The sequence below is a fragment of the Nonomuraea sp. NPDC052116 genome, assembly GCF_040680035.1.
Classification (GTDB): Bacteria; Actinomycetota; Actinomycetes; order Streptosporangiales; family Streptosporangiaceae; genus Nonomuraea; species Nonomuraea angiospora_A.
Map to the genome: position 1 here is coordinate 451,192 of NZ_JBFAWA010000005.1, position 19,215 is coordinate 470,406.

The 19,215-nt window shown below is 67.8% G+C and carries 19 protein-coding genes and 1 pseudogene; 4 read left to right on the top strand and 16 right to left on the bottom strand.

What is annotated here, in order from left to right; translation table 11 throughout:
• Position 1: 1 nt before the first annotated feature.
• The 14 genes and pseudogenes from rpsC to AB0L65_RS12500 form a co-directional block, all read right to left on the bottom strand.
• Complete coding sequence (gene rpsC, locus AB0L65_RS12435; protein WP_364243780.1) at positions 2-850, bottom strand: 30S ribosomal protein S3; 849 nt, start codon at positions 848-850, stop codon at positions 2-4.
• A complete protein-coding gene (gene rplV, locus AB0L65_RS12440) occupies positions 850-1,203 on the bottom strand; it encodes a 50S ribosomal protein L22 (protein WP_020542306.1) in 354 nt (117 codons plus the stop codon). Before rplV ends, rpsC begins: the two co-directional genes overlap by 1 nt.
• A gap of 24 nt (positions 1,204-1,227) precedes the next feature.
• Positions 1,228-1,506 carry a 30S ribosomal protein S19 gene (rpsS, locus tag AB0L65_RS12445; RefSeq protein WP_192789896.1) on the bottom strand — a complete coding sequence of 93 codons (279 nt, stop codon included), beginning with the start codon at positions 1,504-1,506 and terminating at the stop codon, positions 1,228-1,230.
• A gap of 11 nt (positions 1,507-1,517) precedes the next feature.
• Positions 1,518-2,354, bottom strand: coding sequence for a 50S ribosomal protein L2 (rplB, locus tag AB0L65_RS12450; RefSeq protein ID WP_192789895.1), 837 nt, complete (start codon positions 2,352-2,354; stop codon positions 1,518-1,520).
• Between the two features lie 108 nt (positions 2,355-2,462).
• Complete coding sequence (rplW, locus tag AB0L65_RS12455) at positions 2,463-2,765, bottom strand: 50S ribosomal protein L23 (RefSeq protein ID WP_357725616.1); 303 nt, start codon at positions 2,763-2,765, stop codon at positions 2,463-2,465.
• Positions 2,765-3,415, bottom strand: coding sequence for a 50S ribosomal protein L4 (gene rplD, locus AB0L65_RS12460; RefSeq protein ID WP_364243784.1), 651 nt, complete (start codon positions 3,413-3,415; stop codon positions 2,765-2,767). Before rplD ends, rplW begins: the two co-directional genes overlap by 1 nt.
• The gene (gene rplC, locus AB0L65_RS12465; RefSeq protein ID WP_363962196.1) at positions 3,412-4,065 is read right to left on the bottom strand and encodes a 50S ribosomal protein L3; all 654 of its coding nucleotides are present in this window, start codon (positions 4,063-4,065) and stop codon (positions 3,412-3,414) included. Before rplC ends, rplD begins: the two co-directional genes overlap by 4 nt.
• A 14-nt stretch (positions 4,066-4,079) precedes the next feature.
• Complete coding sequence (gene rpsJ / locus AB0L65_RS12470; RefSeq protein ID WP_012887830.1) at positions 4,080-4,388, bottom strand: 30S ribosomal protein S10; 309 nt, start codon at positions 4,386-4,388, stop codon at positions 4,080-4,082.
• A 258-nt stretch (positions 4,389-4,646) separates the two neighbouring features.
• Positions 4,647-5,840, bottom strand: a complete 1,194-nt coding sequence (tuf, locus tag AB0L65_RS12475) for an elongation factor Tu (protein ID WP_350730980.1) — start codon at positions 5,838-5,840, stop codon at positions 4,647-4,649.
• A gap of 113 nt (positions 5,841-5,953) precedes the next feature.
• The gene (fusA, locus tag AB0L65_RS12480) at positions 5,954-8,053 is read right to left on the bottom strand and encodes an elongation factor G (protein WP_350730978.1); all 2,100 of its coding nucleotides are present in this window, start codon (positions 8,051-8,053) and stop codon (positions 5,954-5,956) included.
• Between the two features lie 39 nt (positions 8,054-8,092).
• A complete protein-coding gene (gene rpsG / locus AB0L65_RS12485; protein WP_043623423.1) occupies positions 8,093-8,563 on the bottom strand; it encodes a 30S ribosomal protein S7 in 471 nt (156 codons plus the stop codon).
• Positions 8,564-8,565: 2 nt separating this feature from the next.
• Positions 8,566-8,940, bottom strand: a complete 375-nt coding sequence (rpsL, locus tag AB0L65_RS12490; protein ID WP_020542315.1) for a 30S ribosomal protein S12 — start codon at positions 8,938-8,940, stop codon at positions 8,566-8,568.
• 309 nt (positions 8,941-9,249) lie between these two features.
• A complete protein-coding gene (locus AB0L65_RS12495; protein ID WP_364243787.1) occupies positions 9,250-10,170 on the bottom strand; it encodes a YcaO-like family protein in 921 nt (306 codons plus the stop codon).
• Between the two features lie 158 nt (positions 10,171-10,328).
• Positions 10,329-12,215: pseudogene (locus AB0L65_RS12500) on the bottom strand (TOMM precursor leader peptide-binding protein); the annotation flags it as partial.
• Here AB0L65_RS12500 and AB0L65_RS12505 point away from each other — a divergent pair.
• Positions 12,110-12,394 carry a hypothetical protein gene (locus tag AB0L65_RS12505; RefSeq protein ID WP_364243818.1) on the top strand — a complete coding sequence of 95 codons (285 nt, stop codon included), beginning with the start codon at positions 12,110-12,112 and terminating at the stop codon, positions 12,392-12,394. The pseudogene AB0L65_RS12500 and the gene AB0L65_RS12505 sit on opposite strands and share 106 nt — an antisense overlap.
• 746 nt (positions 12,395-13,140) lie before the next feature.
• On the opposite strand, the gene AB0L65_RS12510 is transcribed toward AB0L65_RS12505, so the two are convergent.
• On the bottom strand, positions 13,141-13,335 hold the full coding sequence (locus AB0L65_RS12510) for a thiomuracin/GE37468 family thiazolyl RiPP peptide (RefSeq protein WP_364243790.1): 195 nt from the start codon (positions 13,333-13,335) through the stop codon (positions 13,141-13,143).
• Between AB0L65_RS12510 and AB0L65_RS12515 the strand changes: the two genes are divergently transcribed.
• The 3 genes from AB0L65_RS12515 to AB0L65_RS12525 all read left to right on the top strand — a co-directional run bounded on the left by AB0L65_RS12515 (position 13,255) and on the right by AB0L65_RS12525 (position 14,842).
• Entirely contained in the window at positions 13,255-13,497 is a 243-nt protein-coding gene (locus tag AB0L65_RS12515) for a hypothetical protein (protein WP_364243821.1), read from the top strand. The genes AB0L65_RS12510 and AB0L65_RS12515 overlap by 81 nt on opposite strands.
• Positions 13,498-13,700: 203 nt before the next feature.
• Positions 13,701-14,201: a helix-turn-helix domain-containing protein gene (locus AB0L65_RS12520; protein WP_364243815.1), complete on the top strand. Its 501-nt coding sequence runs from the start codon at positions 13,701-13,703 to the stop codon at positions 14,199-14,201.
• Positions 14,202-14,254: 53 nt separating this feature from the next.
• Positions 14,255-14,842 (top strand): hypothetical protein, encoded by a 588-nt coding sequence (locus tag AB0L65_RS12525; RefSeq protein ID WP_364243792.1) that lies wholly within the window; start codon positions 14,255-14,257, stop codon positions 14,840-14,842.
• Positions 14,843-15,214: 372 nt separating this feature from the next.
• Here AB0L65_RS12525 and AB0L65_RS12530 read toward each other — a convergent pair whose 3' ends face one another.
• A complete protein-coding gene (locus tag AB0L65_RS12530; RefSeq protein WP_350730968.1) occupies positions 15,215-19,090 on the bottom strand; it encodes a DNA-directed RNA polymerase subunit beta' in 3,876 nt (1,291 codons plus the stop codon).
• Between the last annotated feature and the right edge of the window lie 125 nt (positions 19,091-19,215).

Sequence of the window (19,215 nt, forward strand, 5' to 3'; positions counted from 1 at the left end):
GTCAGCTCCCTTCAGCACCCGGCTGCGCAGCCGGGCCGGTCTCGGGGGCGGCCTGCGAGGCCGCCTCAGTGCGGGGGGCGCGGTCGCCACGGCCACCGCCACCGCGACGGGGGCGGTCGCCGCCACCACGACGCGGACGGTCGCCGCCGCCACCACGACGGTCGTCACGCTCGCGACGCTGGCCGGCACGAGCGCCGGCGGCGGCCGCCTCACGCTCGGCGCGGCTGGTCGGAGCCTCGCCCTTGTAGATCCAGACCTTCACGCCGATGCGGCCGAAGGTCGTACGGGCCTCGTAGAAGCCGTAGTCGATGTCCGCGCGGAGGGTGTGCAGCGGCACGCGGCCCTCACGGTAGAACTCCGACCGCGACATCTCGGCGCCGCCCAGACGACCGGAGCACTGGACACGGATGCCCTTGGCGCCGGACTTCATGGCCGACTGCATCGCCTTGCGCATGGCGCGGCGGAACGAGACACGGCTGGACAGCTGCTCGGCAACGCCCTGCGCGACGAGCTGCGCGTCGATCTCCGGGTTCTTGACCTCGAGGATGTTGAGCTGGACCTGCTTCTTGGTCAGCTTCTCCAGGTCGCCACGGATACGGTCCGCCTCGGCGCCGCGGCGGCCGATCACGATGCCGGGACGCGCGGTGTGGATGTCCACCTGCACGCGGTCCGTCGTGCGCTCGATCTCGACCTTGGAGATGCCGGCCCGCTCCATGCCCTTCTGCAGCATGCGGCGGATCGCCACGTCCTCGGCGACGTACGACTTGTACAGCTTGTCGGCGTACCACCGGCTCTTGAAGTCGGTCGTGATGCCGAGGCGGAACCCGTGCGGGTTAACCTTCTGGCCCACTATCGGGTCCTTCCCTTCGGCTCGCGGGACTCCACGATCACGGTGATGTGGCTCGTCCGCTTGTTGATCCGATAGGCACGACCCTGGGCACGCGGGCGGAACCGCTTCAGCGTCGGGCCCTCGTCGACCCACGCCCGGCTGACGACGAGCGTCTGCGGGTCGAGGTCGAAGTTGTGCTCAGCGTTCGCCATGGCGCTGCTGAGCACCTTGTAGATCGGCTCGCTCGCCGACTGGGGAGCGAACTGCAGCACGGCCTGCGCCTCCGAAGCGGGCAGCCCGCGAATGAGGTCCACCACACGGCGGGCCTTCTGGGGCGTGACACGGACGAACCGCGCCTGAGCCCTGGCTTCCATCGCTTTCTCCTACTTCCGGGACGCTTACCGCCGGCTGCGGCGGTCTTCCTTGACGTGGCTGCGGAAGGTCCGCGTGGGGGCGAACTCTCCCAGCTTGTGGCCGATCATCGACTCGGTGACGAAAACCGGGACGTGCTTGCGGCCGTCGTGCACGGCGATCGTGTGCCCGAGCATGTCGGGAACGATCATGGAGCGCCGCGACCACGTCTTGATGACGTTCTTGGTGCCCTTCTCGTTCTGGACGTCGACCTTCTTCTGAAGGTGACCGTCCACGAAGGGACCCTTCTTAAGGCTACGTGGCATTTCGGCTGCTCCTACCGCTTCTTCCTCTTGCTCCGACGACGGATGATCAGTCGGTCGCTGGCCTTGTTGGCCTGGCGGGTGCGCCCCTCGGGCTTGCCCTTCGGGTTCACCGGGTGGCGACCACCGGAGGTCTTGCCCTCACCACCACCGTGCGGGTGGTCGACGGGGTTCATCGCGACACCGCGGACGGTGGGGCGCTTGCCCTTCCACCGCATACGGCCGGCCTTGCCCCAGTTGATGTTGGCCTGCTCGGCGTTGCCGACCTGGCCCACCGTCGCCCGGCAGCGCACGTCGACCATGCGCATTTCGCCGGAGGGCATACGCAGCGTGGCGTACTGGCCTTCCTTGGCGAGCAGCTGGATCTGTGCGCCCGCGGAACGGCCGAGCTTGGCGCCGCCGCCCGGACGGAGCTCCACCGCGTGGATGAAGGTACCGGTCGGGATGTTGCGCAGCGGCAGGCAGTTGCCCGGCTTGATGTCGGCAGCGGGGCCGTTCTCGATACGGTCACCCTGCTTGATGCCGGTCGGCGCGATGATGTAGCGCTTCTCGCCGTCGGCGTAGTGGAGCAGAGCGATGTTGGCGGTGCGGTTGGGGTCGTACTCGATGTGAGCGACCTTGGCCGGAATGCCGTCCTTGTCATGCCTACGGAAGTCGATGATCCGGTAGGCGCGCTTGTGACCGCCGCCCTGGTGGCGGGCGGTGACCCGGCCGTGTACGTTACGGCCGCCCTTGCTGTGAAGGGGCGCAAGCAGCGACTTCTCGGGCGTGCTGCGGGTGATCTCGGAGAAGTCCGAGACACTCGACCCGCGGCGACCCGGGGTCGTCGGCTTGTACTTACGGATGCCCATCTTTTTCGTTCATCCTTCGTCGGTTACATGGGTGAGCCCGCCGCGCGAAAGCGCGACGGTCTCGACCCCGCACAGGCCGTGCGGCCCGCACTCACTTCTATGGCGCTGCTAGCCGATCTGACCGAAGATGTCGATCCGATCGCCCTCGACCAGGCTCACGATCGCGCGCTTGGTGTCGGGACGCTTGCCGAAACCGGTACGGGTGCGCTTGCGCTTGCCCTGCCGGTTGATCGTGTTCACGCTGGTGACCTTGACCCCGAAGATCTGCTCAACGGCGATCTTGACCTGGGTCTTGTTCGCGGTCGTCTTCACCAGGAACGTGTACTTGTTGTTGTCATCGATCAGGCCGTAGCTCTTCTCAGAGACGACCGGCTTGATGATGATGTCGCGCGGGTCGGCGATCTTCTCCATCAGGCCTCTTCCTTCCCGCTGTCGCTCAGGCGAGCGACGACCTGGTCATACGCCTCCTGCGTGAAGACCACGTCGTCCGCCACGAGCACGTCGTACGTGTTGAGCTGCCCCGCGTCCAGCAGGTGGACCTCGGGAGCGTTACGCAGGCTCAGCCACGTCAGCTCGTCGGCCTCGTCGACGACGACGAGGACGCGCGGAGCCTGGGTGACCTTGCGCAGCGCCTCGAGGGCGGCCTTGGTCTTGGGCGTCTCGCCGGAGACCAGCGAGCTGACCACGTGGACGCGACCGCCGCCGGCCCGGTCGGAGAGGGCGCCACGCAGGGCGGCGGCCTTCATCTTCTTGGGCGTGCGCTGCGAGTAGTCGCGCGGCACGGGGCCGTGGACGGTGCCACCGCCGGTGAACTGCGGCGCACGGGTCGAGCCCTGACGGGCGCGGCCGGTGCCCTTCTGGCGGTACGGCTTCTTGCCGCCGCCGGAGACCTCACCACGGGTCTTGGCCTTGTGGGTGCCCTGCCGGCGAGCGGCGAGCTGGGCCACGACCACCTGGTGGATCAGCGGCACGTTGACCTTGGCGCCGAAGATGTTCTCGGGCAGGTCGACGGTGCCGGCCTTCGCGCCGCTGGCGTCGAGGACGTCAACAGTGGTGCTCACTTGGCAGCCCCCTTCTTGGCAGAGGTGCGAACGAGGACCAGGCTTCCGTTGGCGCCGGGGATCGCACCCTTGATCAGGATGAGGCCCTTCTCGGCGTCCACGGAGTGAACCTTGAGGCTCTGCACGGTGGTGCGGACGTTACCCATCCGACCAGCCATGCGCAGACCCTTGAAAACGCGGCCCGGGGTGGCGCAGCCACCGATGGAACCCGGCGAACGGTGCTTGCGCTGCGTACCGTGCGACGCGCCCAGACCACCGAAGCCGTGCCGCTTCATGACACCCGCGAAGCCCTTGCCCTTGCTCTTGCCCGTCACGTCGACGAACTGGCCGGCCTCGAAGGTGTCGGCCAGCAGCTCCTGGCCCAGGGTGTAGTCGCTCGCGTCGTCGGTGCGGATCTCCGCGAAGTAACGGCGCGGGGTGATGTCGTGCTTACGCAGGTAGTCGCCGAGCGGCTTGTTGACCTTCCGGGGGTCGACCTGCCCGAAGCCGAGCTGGACGGCGGAGTAGCCGTCCTTCTCTGCAGTGCGGACGCGGGTCACCACACACGGACCGGCCTCGACCACGGTCACCGGCACCAGCCGGTTGTCCGCGTCGAAGACCTGGGTCATGCCGAGCTTCTTGCCCAGGACGCCCTTGATCGTCTTAGCCATGTCAGTGTGTTCCCTCAGAGCTTGATCGAAATGTCGACACCCGCGGGGAGGTCGAGCCGCATGAGCGAGTCAACCGTCTTGGGGGTCGGGTCGATGATGTCAATCAGCCGCTTGTGCGTGCGCATCTCGAAGTGCTCGCGGCTGTCCTTGTACTTGTGCGGCGAGCGGATGACGCAGTACACGTTCTTCTCGGTCGGCAGCGGCACCGGGCCCGCGACCTTCGCGCCAGTCCGCGTCACCGTCTCGACGATCTTCTTGGCCGAGCTGTCGATGACCTCGTGGTCATAGGCCTTAAGCCGGATGCGGATCTTCTGTCCCGCCATAGTGGCCTCGGTGTCCTTCGCTGTCGTCTGAAAAAGTATCGTGCGGCCTGATGCCGCTGTGTTGGTGCAGGTCGAAGCCTGCTAGACCCCACGAGGCAGACGCAGTGGATCTGCCTTTTCTTCCGTGATCCGGCAGTGACTTCGGTCATATCTCTTCGGCCGAAGCAACTGCTGGATCACGGCCTCTTACATGAGGTCCCTAACGTGGTTCGGCGGTCGGCTCCGAGTCCGGGGCCGACCGCCGCCCCGACGGTCTAGCTACTTGATGATCTTCACGACCCGGCCGGCGCCGACGGTGCGGCCACCCTCACGGATCGCGAACTTGAGGCCTTCCTCCATGGCGATGGGCTGGATCAGCTCAACGCGCATTTCGGTGTTGTCGCCCGGCATGACCATCTCCGTGCCCTCAGGGAGGTTCACGACACCGGTCACGTCAGTCGTACGGAAGTAGAACTGCGGGCGGTAGTTGTTGAAGAACGGCGTGTGGCGGCCGCCCTCGTCCTTGGACAGGATGTAGACCTGGCCGTTGAACTCGGTGTGCGGGGTGGTCGTGCCCGGCTTGATGATGCACTGGCCGCGCTCGACGTCGTCGCGCTTGATGCCGCGGAGCAGCAGGGCGGCGTTGTCACCGGCGTGACCCTCGTCGAGCATCTTGTTGAACATCTCGATGCTGGTGACGGTGGTGGTCGTCTTCTCCGGCTTGATGCCGATGATGTCGACCTGCTCGTTGACCTTGACGATGCCGCGCTCGATACGACCGGTGACGACGGTGCCGCGACCGGTGATCGAGAAGACGTCCTCGACCGGCATGAGGAACGGCTTGTCCGTCTCACGCGGGGGCTCGGGCACGTTCTCGTCGACGGCGTTCATCAGCTCGATGATGCTGTCGGCCCACTTCTGGTCGCCCTCGAGAGCCTTGAGAGCGGAGACGCGGACGACGGGCAGGTCGTCGCCGGGGAACTCCTGAGCGGACAGGAGCTCACGGACCTCCAGCTCGACGAGCTCGAGGATCTCCTCGTCGTCGACCATGTCGGCCTTGTTGAGGGCCACGACGATGTAGGGGACGCCGACCTGGCGGGCCAGGAGGACGTGCTCCTTCGTCTGCGGCATCGGGCCGTCGGTGGCGGCGACCACGAGGATGGCGCCGTCCATCTGGGCAGCACCGGTGATCATGTTCTTCACGTAGTCGGCGTGACCGGGGCAGTCAACGTGCGCGTAGTGACGCTTCTCGGTCTGGTACTCGACGTGCGCGATGGAGATCGTAATGCCGCGAGCCTTCTCCTCGGGCGCCTTGTCGATCTTGTCGAACGGGGTCGCCTTGTTCAGCTCGGGGAAACGGTCGTGAAGCACCTTGGTGATCGCCGCGGTCAGCGTGGTCTTGCCGTGGTCGATGTGTCCAATGGTGCCGATGTTCATGTGCGGCTTAGTCCGCTCGAACTTGGCCTTGCCCACTGGTTCTCTCCTTGAGAATCTGACTGACTTTCGTCTACACACTCGGGCCCGGGAACTCCCGAACCCCTTGGCGGCGGGGTGGCTCTCACCACCCCACCAGGGACCAGGACTTCTTATTCGCCCCGGGCCTTCGCGACGATCTCCTTGGCGATGCCCGGGGGCACCTCCGAGTAGGAGTCGAACTGCATGCTGTAGCTCGCGCGCCCCTGCGTCTTGCTACGCAGGTCACCCACGTAGCCGAACATCTCAGACAGCGGCACGAGCGCCGTGACGACACGGGCGCCGGCCCGCTCGTCCATGGACTGGATCTGTCCGCGGCGACCGTTGAGGTCACCGATGACATCACCCATGTAGTCCTCGGGCGTGGTGACCTCGACGGCCATCATCGGCTCGAGAAGCACTGCGTCCGCCTTGCGCGCGGCCTCCTTGAAGGCCATCGAGCCGGCGATCTTGAACGCCATTTCCGAGGAGTCGACGTCGTGCGCGGCACCGTCGACGAGCGTCACCTTCACGCCCACCATCGGGTAGCCGGCCAGCACGCCGAACTCGGCGGCCTCCTGGGCGCCCGCGTCGACCGACGGGATGTACTCCCTCGGGACACGACCACCCGTGACCTTGTTCTCGAACTCGTAGCCGTCGTTGCCCTCACCCAGCGGCTCGAGGTTGATGATCACCCGCGCGAACTGACCGGAACCACCGGTCTGCTTCTTGTGGGTGTAGTCGAGCTTCTCCACCTTGCGGCGGATGGTCTCGCGGTAGGCCACCTGCGGGCGGCCGACGTTGGCCTCGACCTTGAACTCGCGCCGCATGCGGTCGACGAGGATCTCCAGGTGAAGCTCGCCCATGCCCCAGATGACCGTCTGACCGGTCTCCTCGTCACGGCGAACCTGGAAGGACGGGTCCTCCTCGGCCAGCCGCTGGATGGCGGTCGACAGCTTCTCCTGGTCGCCCTTGGTCTTGGGCTCGATGGCGACGTTGATGACCGGAGCCGGGAACGTCATCGACTCGAGCACGACCTGGTTGGTCGGGTCGGACAGGGTGTCGCCGGTCGTGGTGTCCTTCAGACCCATGACCGCGACGATCTGGCCGGCAATCGCCGTCGGGCGCTCCTCGCGCTTGTTGGCGTGCATCTGGTAGATCTTGCCGATCCGCTCCTTCTTACCCTTCACAGAGTTGACGACCTGTGAACCGGTCTCGAGCGTGCCCGAGTAGATGCGGATGTAGGTGAGCTTGCCCAGGTGCGGGTCGCTCGCGATCTTGAAGGCCAGAGCGGAGAACGGCTCGGTCGGGTCGGCGTGACGCTCGATGACCTTGTCCTCGTGGCCGACCGCGTGGCCCTTGAAGGCCGGGATGTCGGTCGGGGCCGGGAGGAAGGCGACGATCGCGTCGAGCAGGGGCTGCACGCCCTTGTTCTTGAACGCGGTGCCGCAGAGCACCGGGTTGATGGCGCTGGCCAGCGTCGCGCGGCGGATGGCCGCGACCAGCTGCTCCTCGGTGGGCTCGACGCCCTCGAGGAAGAGCTCCATCAGCTCGTCGTCGTTCTCGGCGACCGTCTCGATGAGCCGGTCACGCCACTCGCGAGCGGCCTCGGCGTGGTCGGCCGGGATGTCGACGGTGTCGTACATCTCGCCCTTGGCCGCCTCGGCGCTCCAGAGGTAACCCTTCATCTTGATGAGGTCGATGACGCCCTTGAAGTCGGCCTCAACGCCCCAGGGAAGCTGGATGACAGCCGGGGTCGCGCCCAGACGGCTGATCATCATGTCGACGCAGCGGTGGAACTCCGCGCCGACACGGTCCATCTTGTTGACGAAGCAGATCCGGGGGACGTCGTAGCGGTCAGCCTGGCGCCACACCGTCTCCGACTGCGGCTCGACACCCGCGACGCCGTCGAACACGGCGACGGCACCGTCGAGGACGCGGAGCGAACGCTCCACCTCGATGGTGAAGTCGACGTGACCCGGGGTGTCGATGATGTTGATGGTGTGACCGATCCACTCACAGGTGGTCGCGGCAGACGTGATCGTGATGCCGCGCTCCTGCTCCTGCTCCATCCAGTCCATCGTGGCAGCGCCCTCGTGGACCTCACCGATCTTGTAGTTGATACCGGTGTAGAACAGGATGCGCTCGGTCGTGGTGGTCTTGCCCGCGTCGATATGGGCCATGATCCCGATGTTTCGGACCTTGGCCAGGTCAAGAGCGGTCGTGGTGGCCACTTCTCTCGCGTCCTCGTCGTCTCGTCGAACCCGCCGGGGTTACCAGCGGTAGTGGGCGAAGGCCTTGTTGGACTCGGCCATCTTGTGGGTGTCCTCGCGCTTCTTGACACTCGCCCCAAGGCCGTTGCTGGCGTCGAGGAGCTCGTTCATGAGGCGCTCGGTCATGGTCTTCTCGCGGCGGGCGCGGGAGTACTGCACCAGCCAGCGCAGGGCCAGGGTGGTGCTGCGCGCGGCGCGCACCTCGACCGGCACCTGGTACGTGGCACCACCGACGCGGCGGCTGCGGACCTCGAGGGTCGGCTTGACGTTGTCGAGCGCGCGCTTCAGGGTGACGACCGGGTCGTTGCCGGTCTTCTCCCTGCAGCCCTCGAGGGCGCCGTACACGATGGACTGCGCGATGGAGCGCTTGCCGTCGAGAAGCACCTTGTTGATCAGGGCGGTCACCAGGGGCGAGCTGTAAACCGGGTCAGACATGAGCTGACGACGGCCAGGAGAACCCTTGCGAGGCATAGTTAGCTCTTCTCCTTCTTGGCGCCGTAGCGGCTGCGGGCCTGCTTGCGGTTGCGGACACCCTGGGTGTCCAGCGAGCCACGGATGATCTTGTAGCGAACACCGGGCAGGTCCTTCACACGACCGCCACGCACGAGCACGATGGAGTGCTCCTGCAGGTTGTGGCCCACACCCGGGATGTAGGCCGTGACCTCGATGCCGTTCGTGAGTCGAACGCGGGCCACCTTGCGCAGTGCCGAGTTGGGCTTCTTCGGGGTCGTGGTGTACACGCGCTGGCACACGCCGCGCCGCTGCGGACTCCCCTTGAGGGCAGGAGTCTTGGTCTTCGAGACCTTGTCCTGCCGGCCCTTGCGGACCAACTGCTGAATAGTGGGCACTGCCACTCCGTTTCGTGCCTTGGCCGGTGTTTCGTCAGTTGTGATGCATTTCGCAGGTACTGCCGGTGTCATGACCTGCTGATTTTTCTTGTCTCGGTGCCCCCGCGCTCGGGCGTGTCGCGCTATTCACGCAGACGTCCCGCGAGGTTTACGAGCCAGGAAGCCGTCCCGCGCTCGCAATGAGCGCACGGTCGAGAGCCCGCTAGAGACGGGCACGAAGCTCAAGACTACCCAGGCCTCTGCGACACGTCAAAGCGGCGCGGCAAAGCGGACAAGCCTTGCCACTCCAGGACGCCGAGACCGTTTTCATCAGTGCTCGGCTACTGCTCCGGGTCCATGGTATCGGGATGGAGGGGTGGACTGTGACGGGTTCGCAAGGACTGCCAGGGTAGCCGTTTGCATGGCGGTGACCCCTGCCCTCAACGTGGGCACGGGATCGGGGCGGAAAGTCCCGGTATGCGGGCGTCCGACCAGGCCGGAGGGTGGGGCCGCGCCTACGTACCAGTAGACGGAAGGGACGCCGTAGAGGGGGAAATCCTCGCAGGCCGAGCCGCCGGGGGCGGTGACGACCGTGCCGAGCGCGGCCTCGTGGGCCCGGCGTACCAGGGCGGTGGCGGCGGGGTCGTTCGCGCCGGGGGGACCCTGGAGACCACGATGACGCCGGCTCCCGCCGTCTCCTCCGCCAGGCGCGACGCGGGCGACGGCCCGGGTCGCCGCCTCCTCCGTCGCGGCCCTGACCGTGATCCCCGCCTCGGCGACGGTGGGGACGACGCGGAGTTCGGCGCCGGCCGCGAGCCGCCCGTACCAGGTCATGAGGAAGGCGTCCCGCTCGACCGTCTCCAGCAGCCCGTAGAGCAGGGCCTCGGCCATGCTGCCGCCTAGCGCGCACCCGTTCGAGATCTCGAACAGGAACGGCCGCTCCCGCCCCCGTACGTAGTAATAAGCCAGGCTCTCCGGCACGAGGATCGGCGCCCGCCGGCCGAAGGAGTACCCCCACACCCAGTCCCAGACGGCGTCCTCGGTGAACGGCCGGAACGCGAACCCCTCCCTCTCGTAGGACGAGGTGTCGTGCTCGCCCAGCGTTCGCGGGTCGAGCGCGTCCGCGGCCGCCTCCGCGTAGGAGGCCCGCACGCGGGTGCGCTTGCCGCCGGGCTCGACGCCGCCCCACCGTTCGAGCGCTTCGAGCACGGCGGTGACCTCGCTGGCCCGGTAGCCGCGGGTGCGGCCCACGCCGGGCTCCGAACCGCCCTCGAACCGCCCTCGAACCGCAGGGGCAGCATCGCCCCGGCGATCACCAGGCCGCCGAGCGTGTCCCGGACGAGGGGCCTGATCAGCCCGCATTCGCCGTCCACGTACGTGTCGAGCAGCCCGTCGTGCTCGGCCGGCACGTCCCTGACCCGGTAGCCGGGAGGTCGCAGGGCGGCGCCGGGCTCGAACACGGCGGAAGCGCGGTCGTCGTCCGGCAGGCCGCCACAGTCGGGGCAGTGGGGCTCCGGCAGGAACGTGTGGCGTTCGGCGGTGAGTGTGCACAGGTCGACGTACCAGACAGCGCACCCGGGACCCTCGGCGGCATGCGCGGCCAGGGCCGCGATCGTGCGGGCGGCCAGGCGGCCGAGGCACGGGGAGGCCCGCTCGGCGAGTTCGGGGCCGTGGACGGCCAGGACGGCGGCCCGATCGGCGCCGTCGGTCCTGACCCGGTCCCGGCGGGTCTCGAAGCAGGTCAGGCAGCCGGGTTCGCCGGGCCGTTGCAGCGGCCCGATGACGGCGACCCCGTACTCGACCCACACGGGCAGCCACGCGGCCCCGTCGCGCCGGGGGCCGCGCGCCCAGCCGTCGCAGGCGGTGATCGTCACCTCCTCCTGCCCGTCGCGGTCCTTCAGCGCGATCGTGATCTCCTCAGCCAGCGGGCCCGTTCCCATGACCTCAGCCATGGAGCGGCTCCGTGACGACGCGGACGACGTGCGGCATGAGCGCGTGTACCTCCCGGTCGTGATCCAGCGGAACGGCGCTGACCCGCAGCCCGGCGCCGGCCAGGGCGGCGGCGAGCTCACCGGCGCCGAGCCCCCTCGCCTCCGTGTCGATGACGATCGGCGGCTCCTGCGCGACGGCCGGGCACAGCTCGGGCAGGGGCGCGGAGCCGGGAATGCCCTGGTACGCGGCCAGCATCCCTTCGAGCGTGGCCCGCAGCGCGGCCAAGGGCGTGACGCCCGCCGCCCGGCGAGCGTCCCGGCGTACACGGGCACGCCCGACGGGCCGGTGGCGTCCAGCACCTGGTACGGCAGCCCGATCGCGTCCAGCGGCGCCGCCGAACGCGCGCTCTCGTCGTCGGCCGCCCGCGCGCCGCCCACGTCCACGGGCGGCAGCGGACCGCCGAACCCGGCCAGCGCCGCGCAGTGGTCCAGTAGCCCTGCGACCAGCGCTTCCTCAGCCGAGTAACCCGCGGTTCCGATCATGAATTCGCCGACCGCGCACTCCTCCAGCGGGTCCCGCCCGGTCGCCTCGGCGAACGCGGCCGAGTCGCCGCTGCCGAGCCCGCAGGCCGCCAGGCGCATCGCCGTGGCCACGCAGTAGAGCGTCTGGTAGAGCACGCCCACGTGTTTGAGCGTCAGCGCGTACCCCATGCCTTCGTACTTCCACAGCAGCCGGCCGGCGCGGCTGGAGACCGCGAGCAGGGCCTGGGGTCGGCGGCCGGTGGCGGCGCCGTGCCCGGCGACGGTCAGCAGCCGGCGTACGGCGGGATGGCCGGCCTCGCGTACCGGTCTGAGCACGTGGTCGTGCCCGTCGTAGTAGTACATGCCGGGTTCGAGCCCGGCCACGTTCCTGACGACGGGGTAGATCTCCAGCTCGTAGACGGACCCTCCGGAGGGGTACGGCTTGCGGGTGTACTCGACGCCGTCGGCCGTCCAGCACTCCCGCACCCTGGCCGTGGGGTACGGCAGCTCGCCGAGCAGGTCGAGGGTGATCGGGCGCGCGTCGTCGTGCTCGCGTACGGACCTGCGGCCCTCCAGGACGTCTGTGAGCGAGGGGTCCTTGAGCCGCAGCTCGTCCAGGTCGGGCGTGGGCAGCTCGATCGCCCGGCCGGGGTAGGGCCGGGACCGTGCGGGCAGCGGGTCGCGAACCGGCCGCGGGCCCAGAACGTCCCGCCGAACCCGTCGCCCAGGTAACCGCGGTGACCCACCCGGCTCCGATCGTGCAACTCCAGCTCGTGCGGCGCCCACTGCCGGAACCGCAGTTCCCGCTCCTCGGCTCCCTCGGGCACGGCCAGCCCGGCCCACGCCAGGTCGGCCAGGACCTCGCCGCCCGGCCGGACCACGTCGCCGACCAGGCCGGGATCGTGGACGTACAGGTCGCACCAGGCGAGCGGGGAGCTGACGACCAGCGCCTCCCCCTCGCGCCGCAGCGTGGCGAACCTGGACAGAACCGGCCACTCCGGCACCGCCGGCCGGCCCGATGAACTCCGCCATCCCGCCCGCGACGGCGACCGACGGATTCACCCTGACCCAGTCATCCGAGAACGTCCGGACACCATCGACCTCCAGCACCGGCACCACACCCTCCAGGCGCCGCTCGGCACCGCCCCACACCGCCCGCCCGGTGCTGGTGAACGTGCTGTACGGGCTGGTCTTCACGGCGGCCCTGACCAGGTACTTGGCCAGCCTGAGCAGCTTCTGCGGCTTCGGACGCCGGGCAGGGTCCGCGAGCCATCTCTCCAGGTCGGCCGCCAGCTCGCCACCGGCCAGCGCCAGCCCCCTCCGGAAGGCGGGCTCGGCCGCGGCGGCACGCAGCCGTTCCTCCTTCTCCAGGGACTCCCGGGCGACGACCTCGGGCAGACGGGCACGCAGCCTGGCGCACTCGCGCGCACGCCGTACCCACTCCTCCACTTCACCCCTCAGCACATATGGCAATGCCGCCCCGGCCTCGGGTCCCCACTCCCGCCAGGCGGGAAGTCGCCCGGTGTGCAGCGCCCGCCGCAGCCCCACGAGCGCGGGCCGGGGCCCGGACGCGCCGAGCTCGCCGATGACGACACCGAGCGCCACGGCCAGCCGCCGCCCGTCCGCCGCCACCCGGGCGGTCTCGGCGAGCAGCCGGGTCACCAGCGCATAGGACTCGTCCCAACGCAGGGATTCCAGCTCAGCGGCCGCGACCCCGCATGTGCGGACAGCGACCGGCGGGCCGTCGTTTCCCGCTCAATAACCGTCATTACATGAGCCCCATTCGCTTTATTGGCGCCAAAAGACAACAGGCGCGGGCGCTCGAGCAGGAGCAGCAGATGTAGCAGAAGCAGTTACACGAAGCTCCCACTTCGGTCATGCCGTGACCAGCAGTAAGGGACTCGACCGCAACACCGTCATCGGTGAGTTCGAAGACGTCCATGGGCAGATCGCCGAGGTCCATGCGGACTCTCCTTCCGGGGGTAAACGCCCCATCGACATTCCAGGCAAACGCACGGATGCGCATCGCACGGAGGTCATCGCCTGGTATGGGAACACCCTTGCGACATCGCCGACGCTAGGTGTACATATGGAACAGGGTCAAGAATCCGAAATGTCTGACTAAAATCGAAAATCGGTCAGCCGGCCAGGGAGGGGGCACCTGACTGTTGAAATCGGGGCACATCTCAAACGAAAATCCCCCTAGCCGGTAGGAAATACCGGCTTAATGCGCACCAGCTCTTACGGGGAAGGGGCCATCGAGCCATGAGCGTTGTCTCAACGCGCAGCACGGGTGCCAGGACCAGCGACCATCGCGTACGCCGGACGATGGACGTCACCAGGAGCCTGCTCCTGCGTTCCGGCTACAAGCGGACCACAATGGACGAGATCGCCCGCCGGGCGGACATCGGCAAGGGCACCATCTATCTCAGCTGGGACACGAAAGACGATCTCATAAGAACGCTCGTCATTCAGGAAATGGTCGGAGTCTGCCAGGACATTTCGCGAATAGCGATGCTTCGTCCTGCCGTCGCGCGACTCTCGGAGTTCTCTTGCGAGCTGTTCACGCTCGTGTTCAAGTATCCACTCTTCCGAGCACTCTACACCTATGACAAAGAAACGATCGGAAGAGCCTGCGAAGATCCGCAACTCGGCTTCCAGTGTTATCGGTTCACGACGTTCACGCCATTTCGCGATTATCTCCGGATGCTCCACGAGAGCGGAATGTGGGACCCGTCCCACGGTTTCGCGCTCGACGCACTGCTTTCCGGTTTCATCAAACTTCATCTGCACGCCGAGATCGCCGGCGCGCGACCCGTACGGCCCTGACCCTGCCCATCAACCACTTCTCGATCTACCCCTACCGGGCCAGCCCCGGCACGGTGCTGCGCAAGCAGGTCCACCGGGGCGCCCAGCTGGACCTCAACCTCCAGCTCCACGCGTACGGCATCGCCAGGGAGCCGCTGGAAGGGGCAGGCTTCCCCGAATACGCCATGTCCTACTTCGGCCACCCACGCTGCCAGTCGGACGAGGCGTACTACCAGCTCCGGATGGACTGGATCGGCTTCGGCTCGGGTGCCAACTCCCTGGTCGGCCGCCGCTACCTGAGCTACGAGAAGGGCAAGCTGGCCCACTACAACGCCAACCCGCTGGCCTTCGACGTCAACGCCCCGGCCCACTCCCCACAGCTCACCCTCCACTTCCTGTCCCAGGCACTGACGACCGCCGAGGGCCTGGACGCCCGCCTCTACCAGGAACGCACCGGCGTCCCCCTCCGCACGGCCTGCTCCGAGCCCGAGGTGATGGCGTACCTGGAACGCATGAACGAGCACGGCCGGGTCATCGTCGACCGCGACGGCATCCGCCTCCACCGCGACGACATCGCCCAGATCTTCATCACCGTCAACTGGATCACCACCCCGGACACCACCACCAACGAGGTAATCCCCGTGACCCCCTCACCCACATAACCACCCCGAGGCTCGGCATGCGCTCGGTGAGCCGACAGTGCTCGGCATGCGCTCGGTGCTCGGCATGCGCTCGGCATGCGCTCGGCATGCGGTCGGTGGGCGGACGGTGTGGGGCGTGCGGTGGGTGGGGTGGGGGCCACGGAGACGGTCAAGCGGGCGCCGTAGCGGCGGTCAGCCGGTGAAGGGTCAGAGGCCGTCTCCTGGAGGGCCATCAGCCCCGTACGGCGAGTGGCGCCCACCGTGCACCGCCGTAACGGATGATCCTGAGCCGCCGCACCAAATGCCCCAGAAAGCAAAATGGCCCCGGAAAGCAGCGCGCCCGGGCCCCCGTGATCGGGAGCCCGGGCGCGTCACCCGGCGACTAGAAGAACATCACCGGTTGTACTGACCGAAGTCGTACTCCTCCAGCGGAACCGCCTCGCCGCTGCCAGTCCCGAAGGTGTAGTCGGCGGCGGAGCCGTCGTAGCCACCCACGGTGTACATGGCCGCCTTGGCCTCCTCGGTCGGCTCCACCCGGATGTTCCGGTACTGGGGCATGCCCGTGCCGGCCGGGATGAGCTTACCGATGATGACGTTCTCCTTCAGGCCCAGCAGCGAGTCGGACTTGGCGTGGATCGCCGCGTCCGTCAGCACCCTGGTCGTCTCCTGGAAGGAGGCCGCCGACAGCCACGACTCGGTGGCCAGCGACGCCTTGGTGATGCCCATGAGGACCGGACGGCCGGCGGCCGGCGAGCCGCCCTCCGCCACCGTCTCGCGGTTCATCAGCTCGAAGCGCGGCCGCTCCACGAGCTCGCCGGGCAGCAGGTCGGTGTCACCGGACTCGAGCACGTTCACGCGCTTGAGCATCTGCCGCACGATGATCTCGATGTGCTTGTCGTGGATGGACACACCCTGCGACCGGTAGACCTGCTGGACCTCCGCCACCAGGTGCAGCTGCACGGCCCGCGGGCCGAGGATGCGCAGCACCTCGTTGGGGTTGACCGCACCGGCGACGAGCTGCTGACCGACCGTGATCCGCTGGCCGTCCTGCACGAGCAGGCGCGAGCGCATCGACACCGGGTAGGCGATCTCCTCCGAGCCGTCGTCCGGCGTGATGACGATCTTCCTGGTCTTGTCGGTCTCGTCGATGCGAGCCCGGCCCTCGGCCTCGGAGATCGGGGCGACACCCTTGGGGATGCGCGCCTCGAACAGCTCCGTGACACGGGGCAGACCGTGGGTGATGTCGGCGCCGGCCACACCACCGGTGTGGAACGTACGCATGGTCAGCTGCGTGCCGGGCTCACCGATCGACTGGGCGGCGATGATGCCGACCGCCTCGCCGACGTCCACGAGCTTGCCGGTGGCCAGCGAGCGGCCGTAGCACGTCGCGCAGACACCGATCTTGGCCTCGCAGACGAGCGCGCTGCGGGTGCGGACGGTCTCGATGCCGGCCTGGACCAGCGCGGTGACGTGGTTGTCGTTGATGTCGACACCCGCCGCCGCGATGACCTTGCCGTCGACCTCGACGTCCTCGGCCAGGATGCGGCCGTGCACGTTGGACTCGGCGTTCTCGGCCTTGACCAGGTTGCCCGACGCGTCGCGCTCGCCGACGTGCAGCGGGACGGCGCGGTCGGTGCCGCAGTCGATCTCGCGCACGATGACGTCCTGCGCCACGTCCACCAGACGACGGGTCAGGTAGCCCGAGTCGGCGGTACGCAGGGCGGTGTCGGCCAGACCCTTCCGCTGACCGTGGGTGGAGATGAAGTACTCCAGCACCGACAGGCCCTCGCGGAACGAGGCCTTGATCGGCCGCGGGATCGTCTCACCCTTGGTGTTGGACACCAGGCCGCGGATGCCGGCGATCTGCCGGACCTGCATCTTGTTACCACGGGCGCCGGAGTTGACCATCATCCAGACCGGGTTGGTCGCCGGGAAGGCGTTGACCATGTCGGTCTCGACGTCGGCCGTCGCGTGCGTCCAGATCTCGATGAGCTCCTGACGGCGCTCCTCGTCGGTGATCAGACCGCGCTCGTACTCCCGCTGGACCTTGTCGGCCCGGCGCTCGTAGTTTTCCATGATGTCGGTCTTGTTCGGCGGCGCGACGACGTCCTCGATCGAGATCGTGACACCGGAGCGCGTCGCCCAGCGGAAGCCGGCGTCCTTGAGCGCGTCGAGCGAAGCGGCGACCTCGATCTTGGGGTAGGTCTCCGCCAGCTCGTTCACGATCGTGGACAGCTGCTTCTTGCCGACCTGGAAGTCGACGAACGGGTAGCTGTCGGGCAGCGTCAGGTTGAACAGGCACCGGCCGAACGTGGTCTCCAGCCGGATCGGGTCACCCTGCTCCCAGCCCTCGGGCGCAACCCAGTCGCGCGGCGGCAGGATGTCCTTCATCCGGAGCTGGATCTTCGCCTGAATCTCCAGCTCGCGGCGGTCGAAGGCCATCTGCGCCTCGGCGATCGAGCCGAACACGCGGCCCTCGCCGATCGCGCCTTCCTTCTGGGTGGTCAGCCAGTAGAGGCCGATGACCATGTCCTGGGTGGGCATCGTCACGGGCTTGCCGTCGGCCGGCTTGAGGATGTTGTTGGTCGAGAGCATCAGGATGCGTGCCTCGGCCTGGGCCTCAGCCGACAGCGGCAGGTGCACGGCCATCTGGTCGCCGTCGAAGTCCGCGTTGAACGCGGTGCAGACGAGCGGGTGGATCTGGATGGCCTTGCCCTCGACCAGCTGCGGCTCGAACGCCTGGATGCCCAGACGGTGGAGCGTCGGAGCGCGGTTGAGCAGCACCGGGTGCTCGGTGATGACCTCTTCGAGCACGTCCCACACCACGGGGCGGGCGCGCTCGACCATGCGCTTGGCCGACTTGATGTTCTGCGCGTGGTTGAGGTCCACGAGCCGCTTCATCACGAACGGCTTGAACAGCTCCAGCGCCATCTGCTTGGGCAGACCGCACTGGTGCAGCTTGAGCTGCGGGCCGACGACGATGACCGAACGGCCGGAGTAGTCGACTCGCTTGCCCAGCAGGTTCTGACGGAAACGACCCTGCTTACCCTTGAGCATGTCGCTCAGGGACTTCAGCGGCCTGTTGCCGGGACCGGTGACCGGGCGACCGCGACGGCCGTTGTCGAACAGCGCGTCGACGGCCTCCTGCAGCATCCGCTTCTCGTTGTTCACGATGATCTCGGGCGCGCCGAGGTCGAGCAGACGCTTGAGGCGGTTGTTCCGGTTGATGACCCGGCGGTAGAGGTCGTTGAGGTCGGAGGTCGCGAACCGGCCACCGTCGAGCTGCACCATCGGGCGCAGGTCCGGCGGGATGACCGGGATGCAGTCGAGCACCATGCCGCGCGGCGAGTTGGTGGTGTTGAGGAACGCCGACACCACCTTGAGCCGCTTGAGCGCGCGGGCCTTCTTCTGGCCCTTGCCGCTGCGGATCGTCTCGCGCAGGTTCTCAGACTCGACGTCGAGGTCGAAGCTGATCAGGCGGTCCTGGATCGCCTGCGCGCCCATGCCGCCCTTGAAGTAGCGGCCGAAGCGGTCGCGCATCTCGCGGTAGAGCAGCTCGTCGCCCTCGAGGTCCTGGACCTTGAGGTTCTTGAAGCGGCTCCAGACCTCGTCGAGCCGGTCCAGCTCGCGCTGGGCCCGGTCGCGGAGCTGACGCATCTCGCGCTCGGCGCCCTCGCGGACCTTGCGGCGCTGGTCGCCCTTGGCCCCGGCGGCCTCGAGCTCGGCCAGGTCGGCCTCGAGCTTCTTCTGCCGGGTCTCGACGTCGGCGTCACGGCGCTGCTCGATGTGCTGCCGCTCGACGGAGATCTTCGCCTCCAGCGACGGCAGGTCACGCTCACGCATCTCGGTGTCGACATGCGTGATCATGTAGGCCGCGAAGTAGATGACCTTCTCCAGGTCCTTCGGGGCCAGGTCGAGCAGGTAGCCGAGGCGCGACGGGACGCCCTTGAAGTACCAGATGTGCGTGACCGGCGCGGCCAGCTCGATGTGGCCCATCCGCTCACGACGCACCTTGGCGCGAGTCACCTCGACGCCACAGCGCTCACAGATGATGCCCTTGAAGCGGACGCGCTTGTACTTGCCGCAGTAGCACTCCCAGTCGCGGGTCGGACCGAAGATCTTCTCGCAGAAGAGCCCGTCCTTTTCCGGCTTGAGGGTGCGGTAGTTGATGGTCTCGGGCTTCTTGACCTCGCCGTGCGACCACTGACGGATGTCGTCGGCCGTCGCGAGGCCGATCCTGAGCTCGTCGAAGAAGTTGACGTCCAGCATTTTGTGCGATCTCCCCCTCAGACTTCTTCCACGCTGCTCGGCTCACGCCGGGACAGGTCGATGCCGAGCTCTTCCGCCGCGCGGAAGACGTCCTCGTCCGTGTCGCGCATCTCGATGGACATGCC

Excerpts from the sequence above, each read along its gene's own strand:
- rplV (WP_020542306.1), bottom strand. The coding sequence starts at position 1,203 with ATGGAAGCCAGGGCTCAGGCGCGGTTCGTCCGTGTCACGCCCCAGAAG.
- rpsS (WP_192789896.1), bottom strand. The coding sequence starts at position 1,506 with ATGCCACGTAGCCTTAAGAAGGGTCCCTTCGTGGACGGTCACCTTCAG.
- rplB (WP_192789895.1), bottom strand. The coding sequence starts at position 2,354 with ATGGGCATCCGTAAGTACAAGCCGACGACCCCGGGTCGCCGCGGGTCG.
- rplW (WP_357725616.1), bottom strand. The coding sequence starts at position 2,765 with ATGGAGAAGATCGCCGACCCGCGCGACATCATCATCAAGCCGGTCGTC.
- rplC (WP_363962196.1), bottom strand. The coding sequence starts at position 4,065 with ATGGCTAAGACGATCAAGGGCGTCCTGGGCAAGAAGCTCGGCATGACC.
- rpsJ (WP_012887830.1), bottom strand. The coding sequence starts at position 4,388 with ATGGCGGGACAGAAGATCCGCATCCGGCTTAAGGCCTATGACCACGAG.
- rpsG (WP_043623423.1), bottom strand. The coding sequence starts at position 8,563 with ATGCCTCGCAAGGGTTCTCCTGGCCGTCGTCAGCTCATGTCTGACCCG.
- AB0L65_RS12510 (WP_364243790.1), bottom strand. The coding sequence starts at position 13,335 with ATGGACCTCGGCGATCTGCCCATGGACGTCTTCGAACTCACCGATGAC.
- AB0L65_RS12520 (WP_364243815.1), top strand. The coding sequence starts at position 13,701 with ATGGACGTCACCAGGAGCCTGCTCCTGCGTTCCGGCTACAAGCGGACC.
- AB0L65_RS12530 (WP_350730968.1), bottom strand. The coding sequence starts at position 19,090 with ATGCTGGACGTCAACTTCTTCGACGAGCTCAGGATCGGCCTCGCGACG.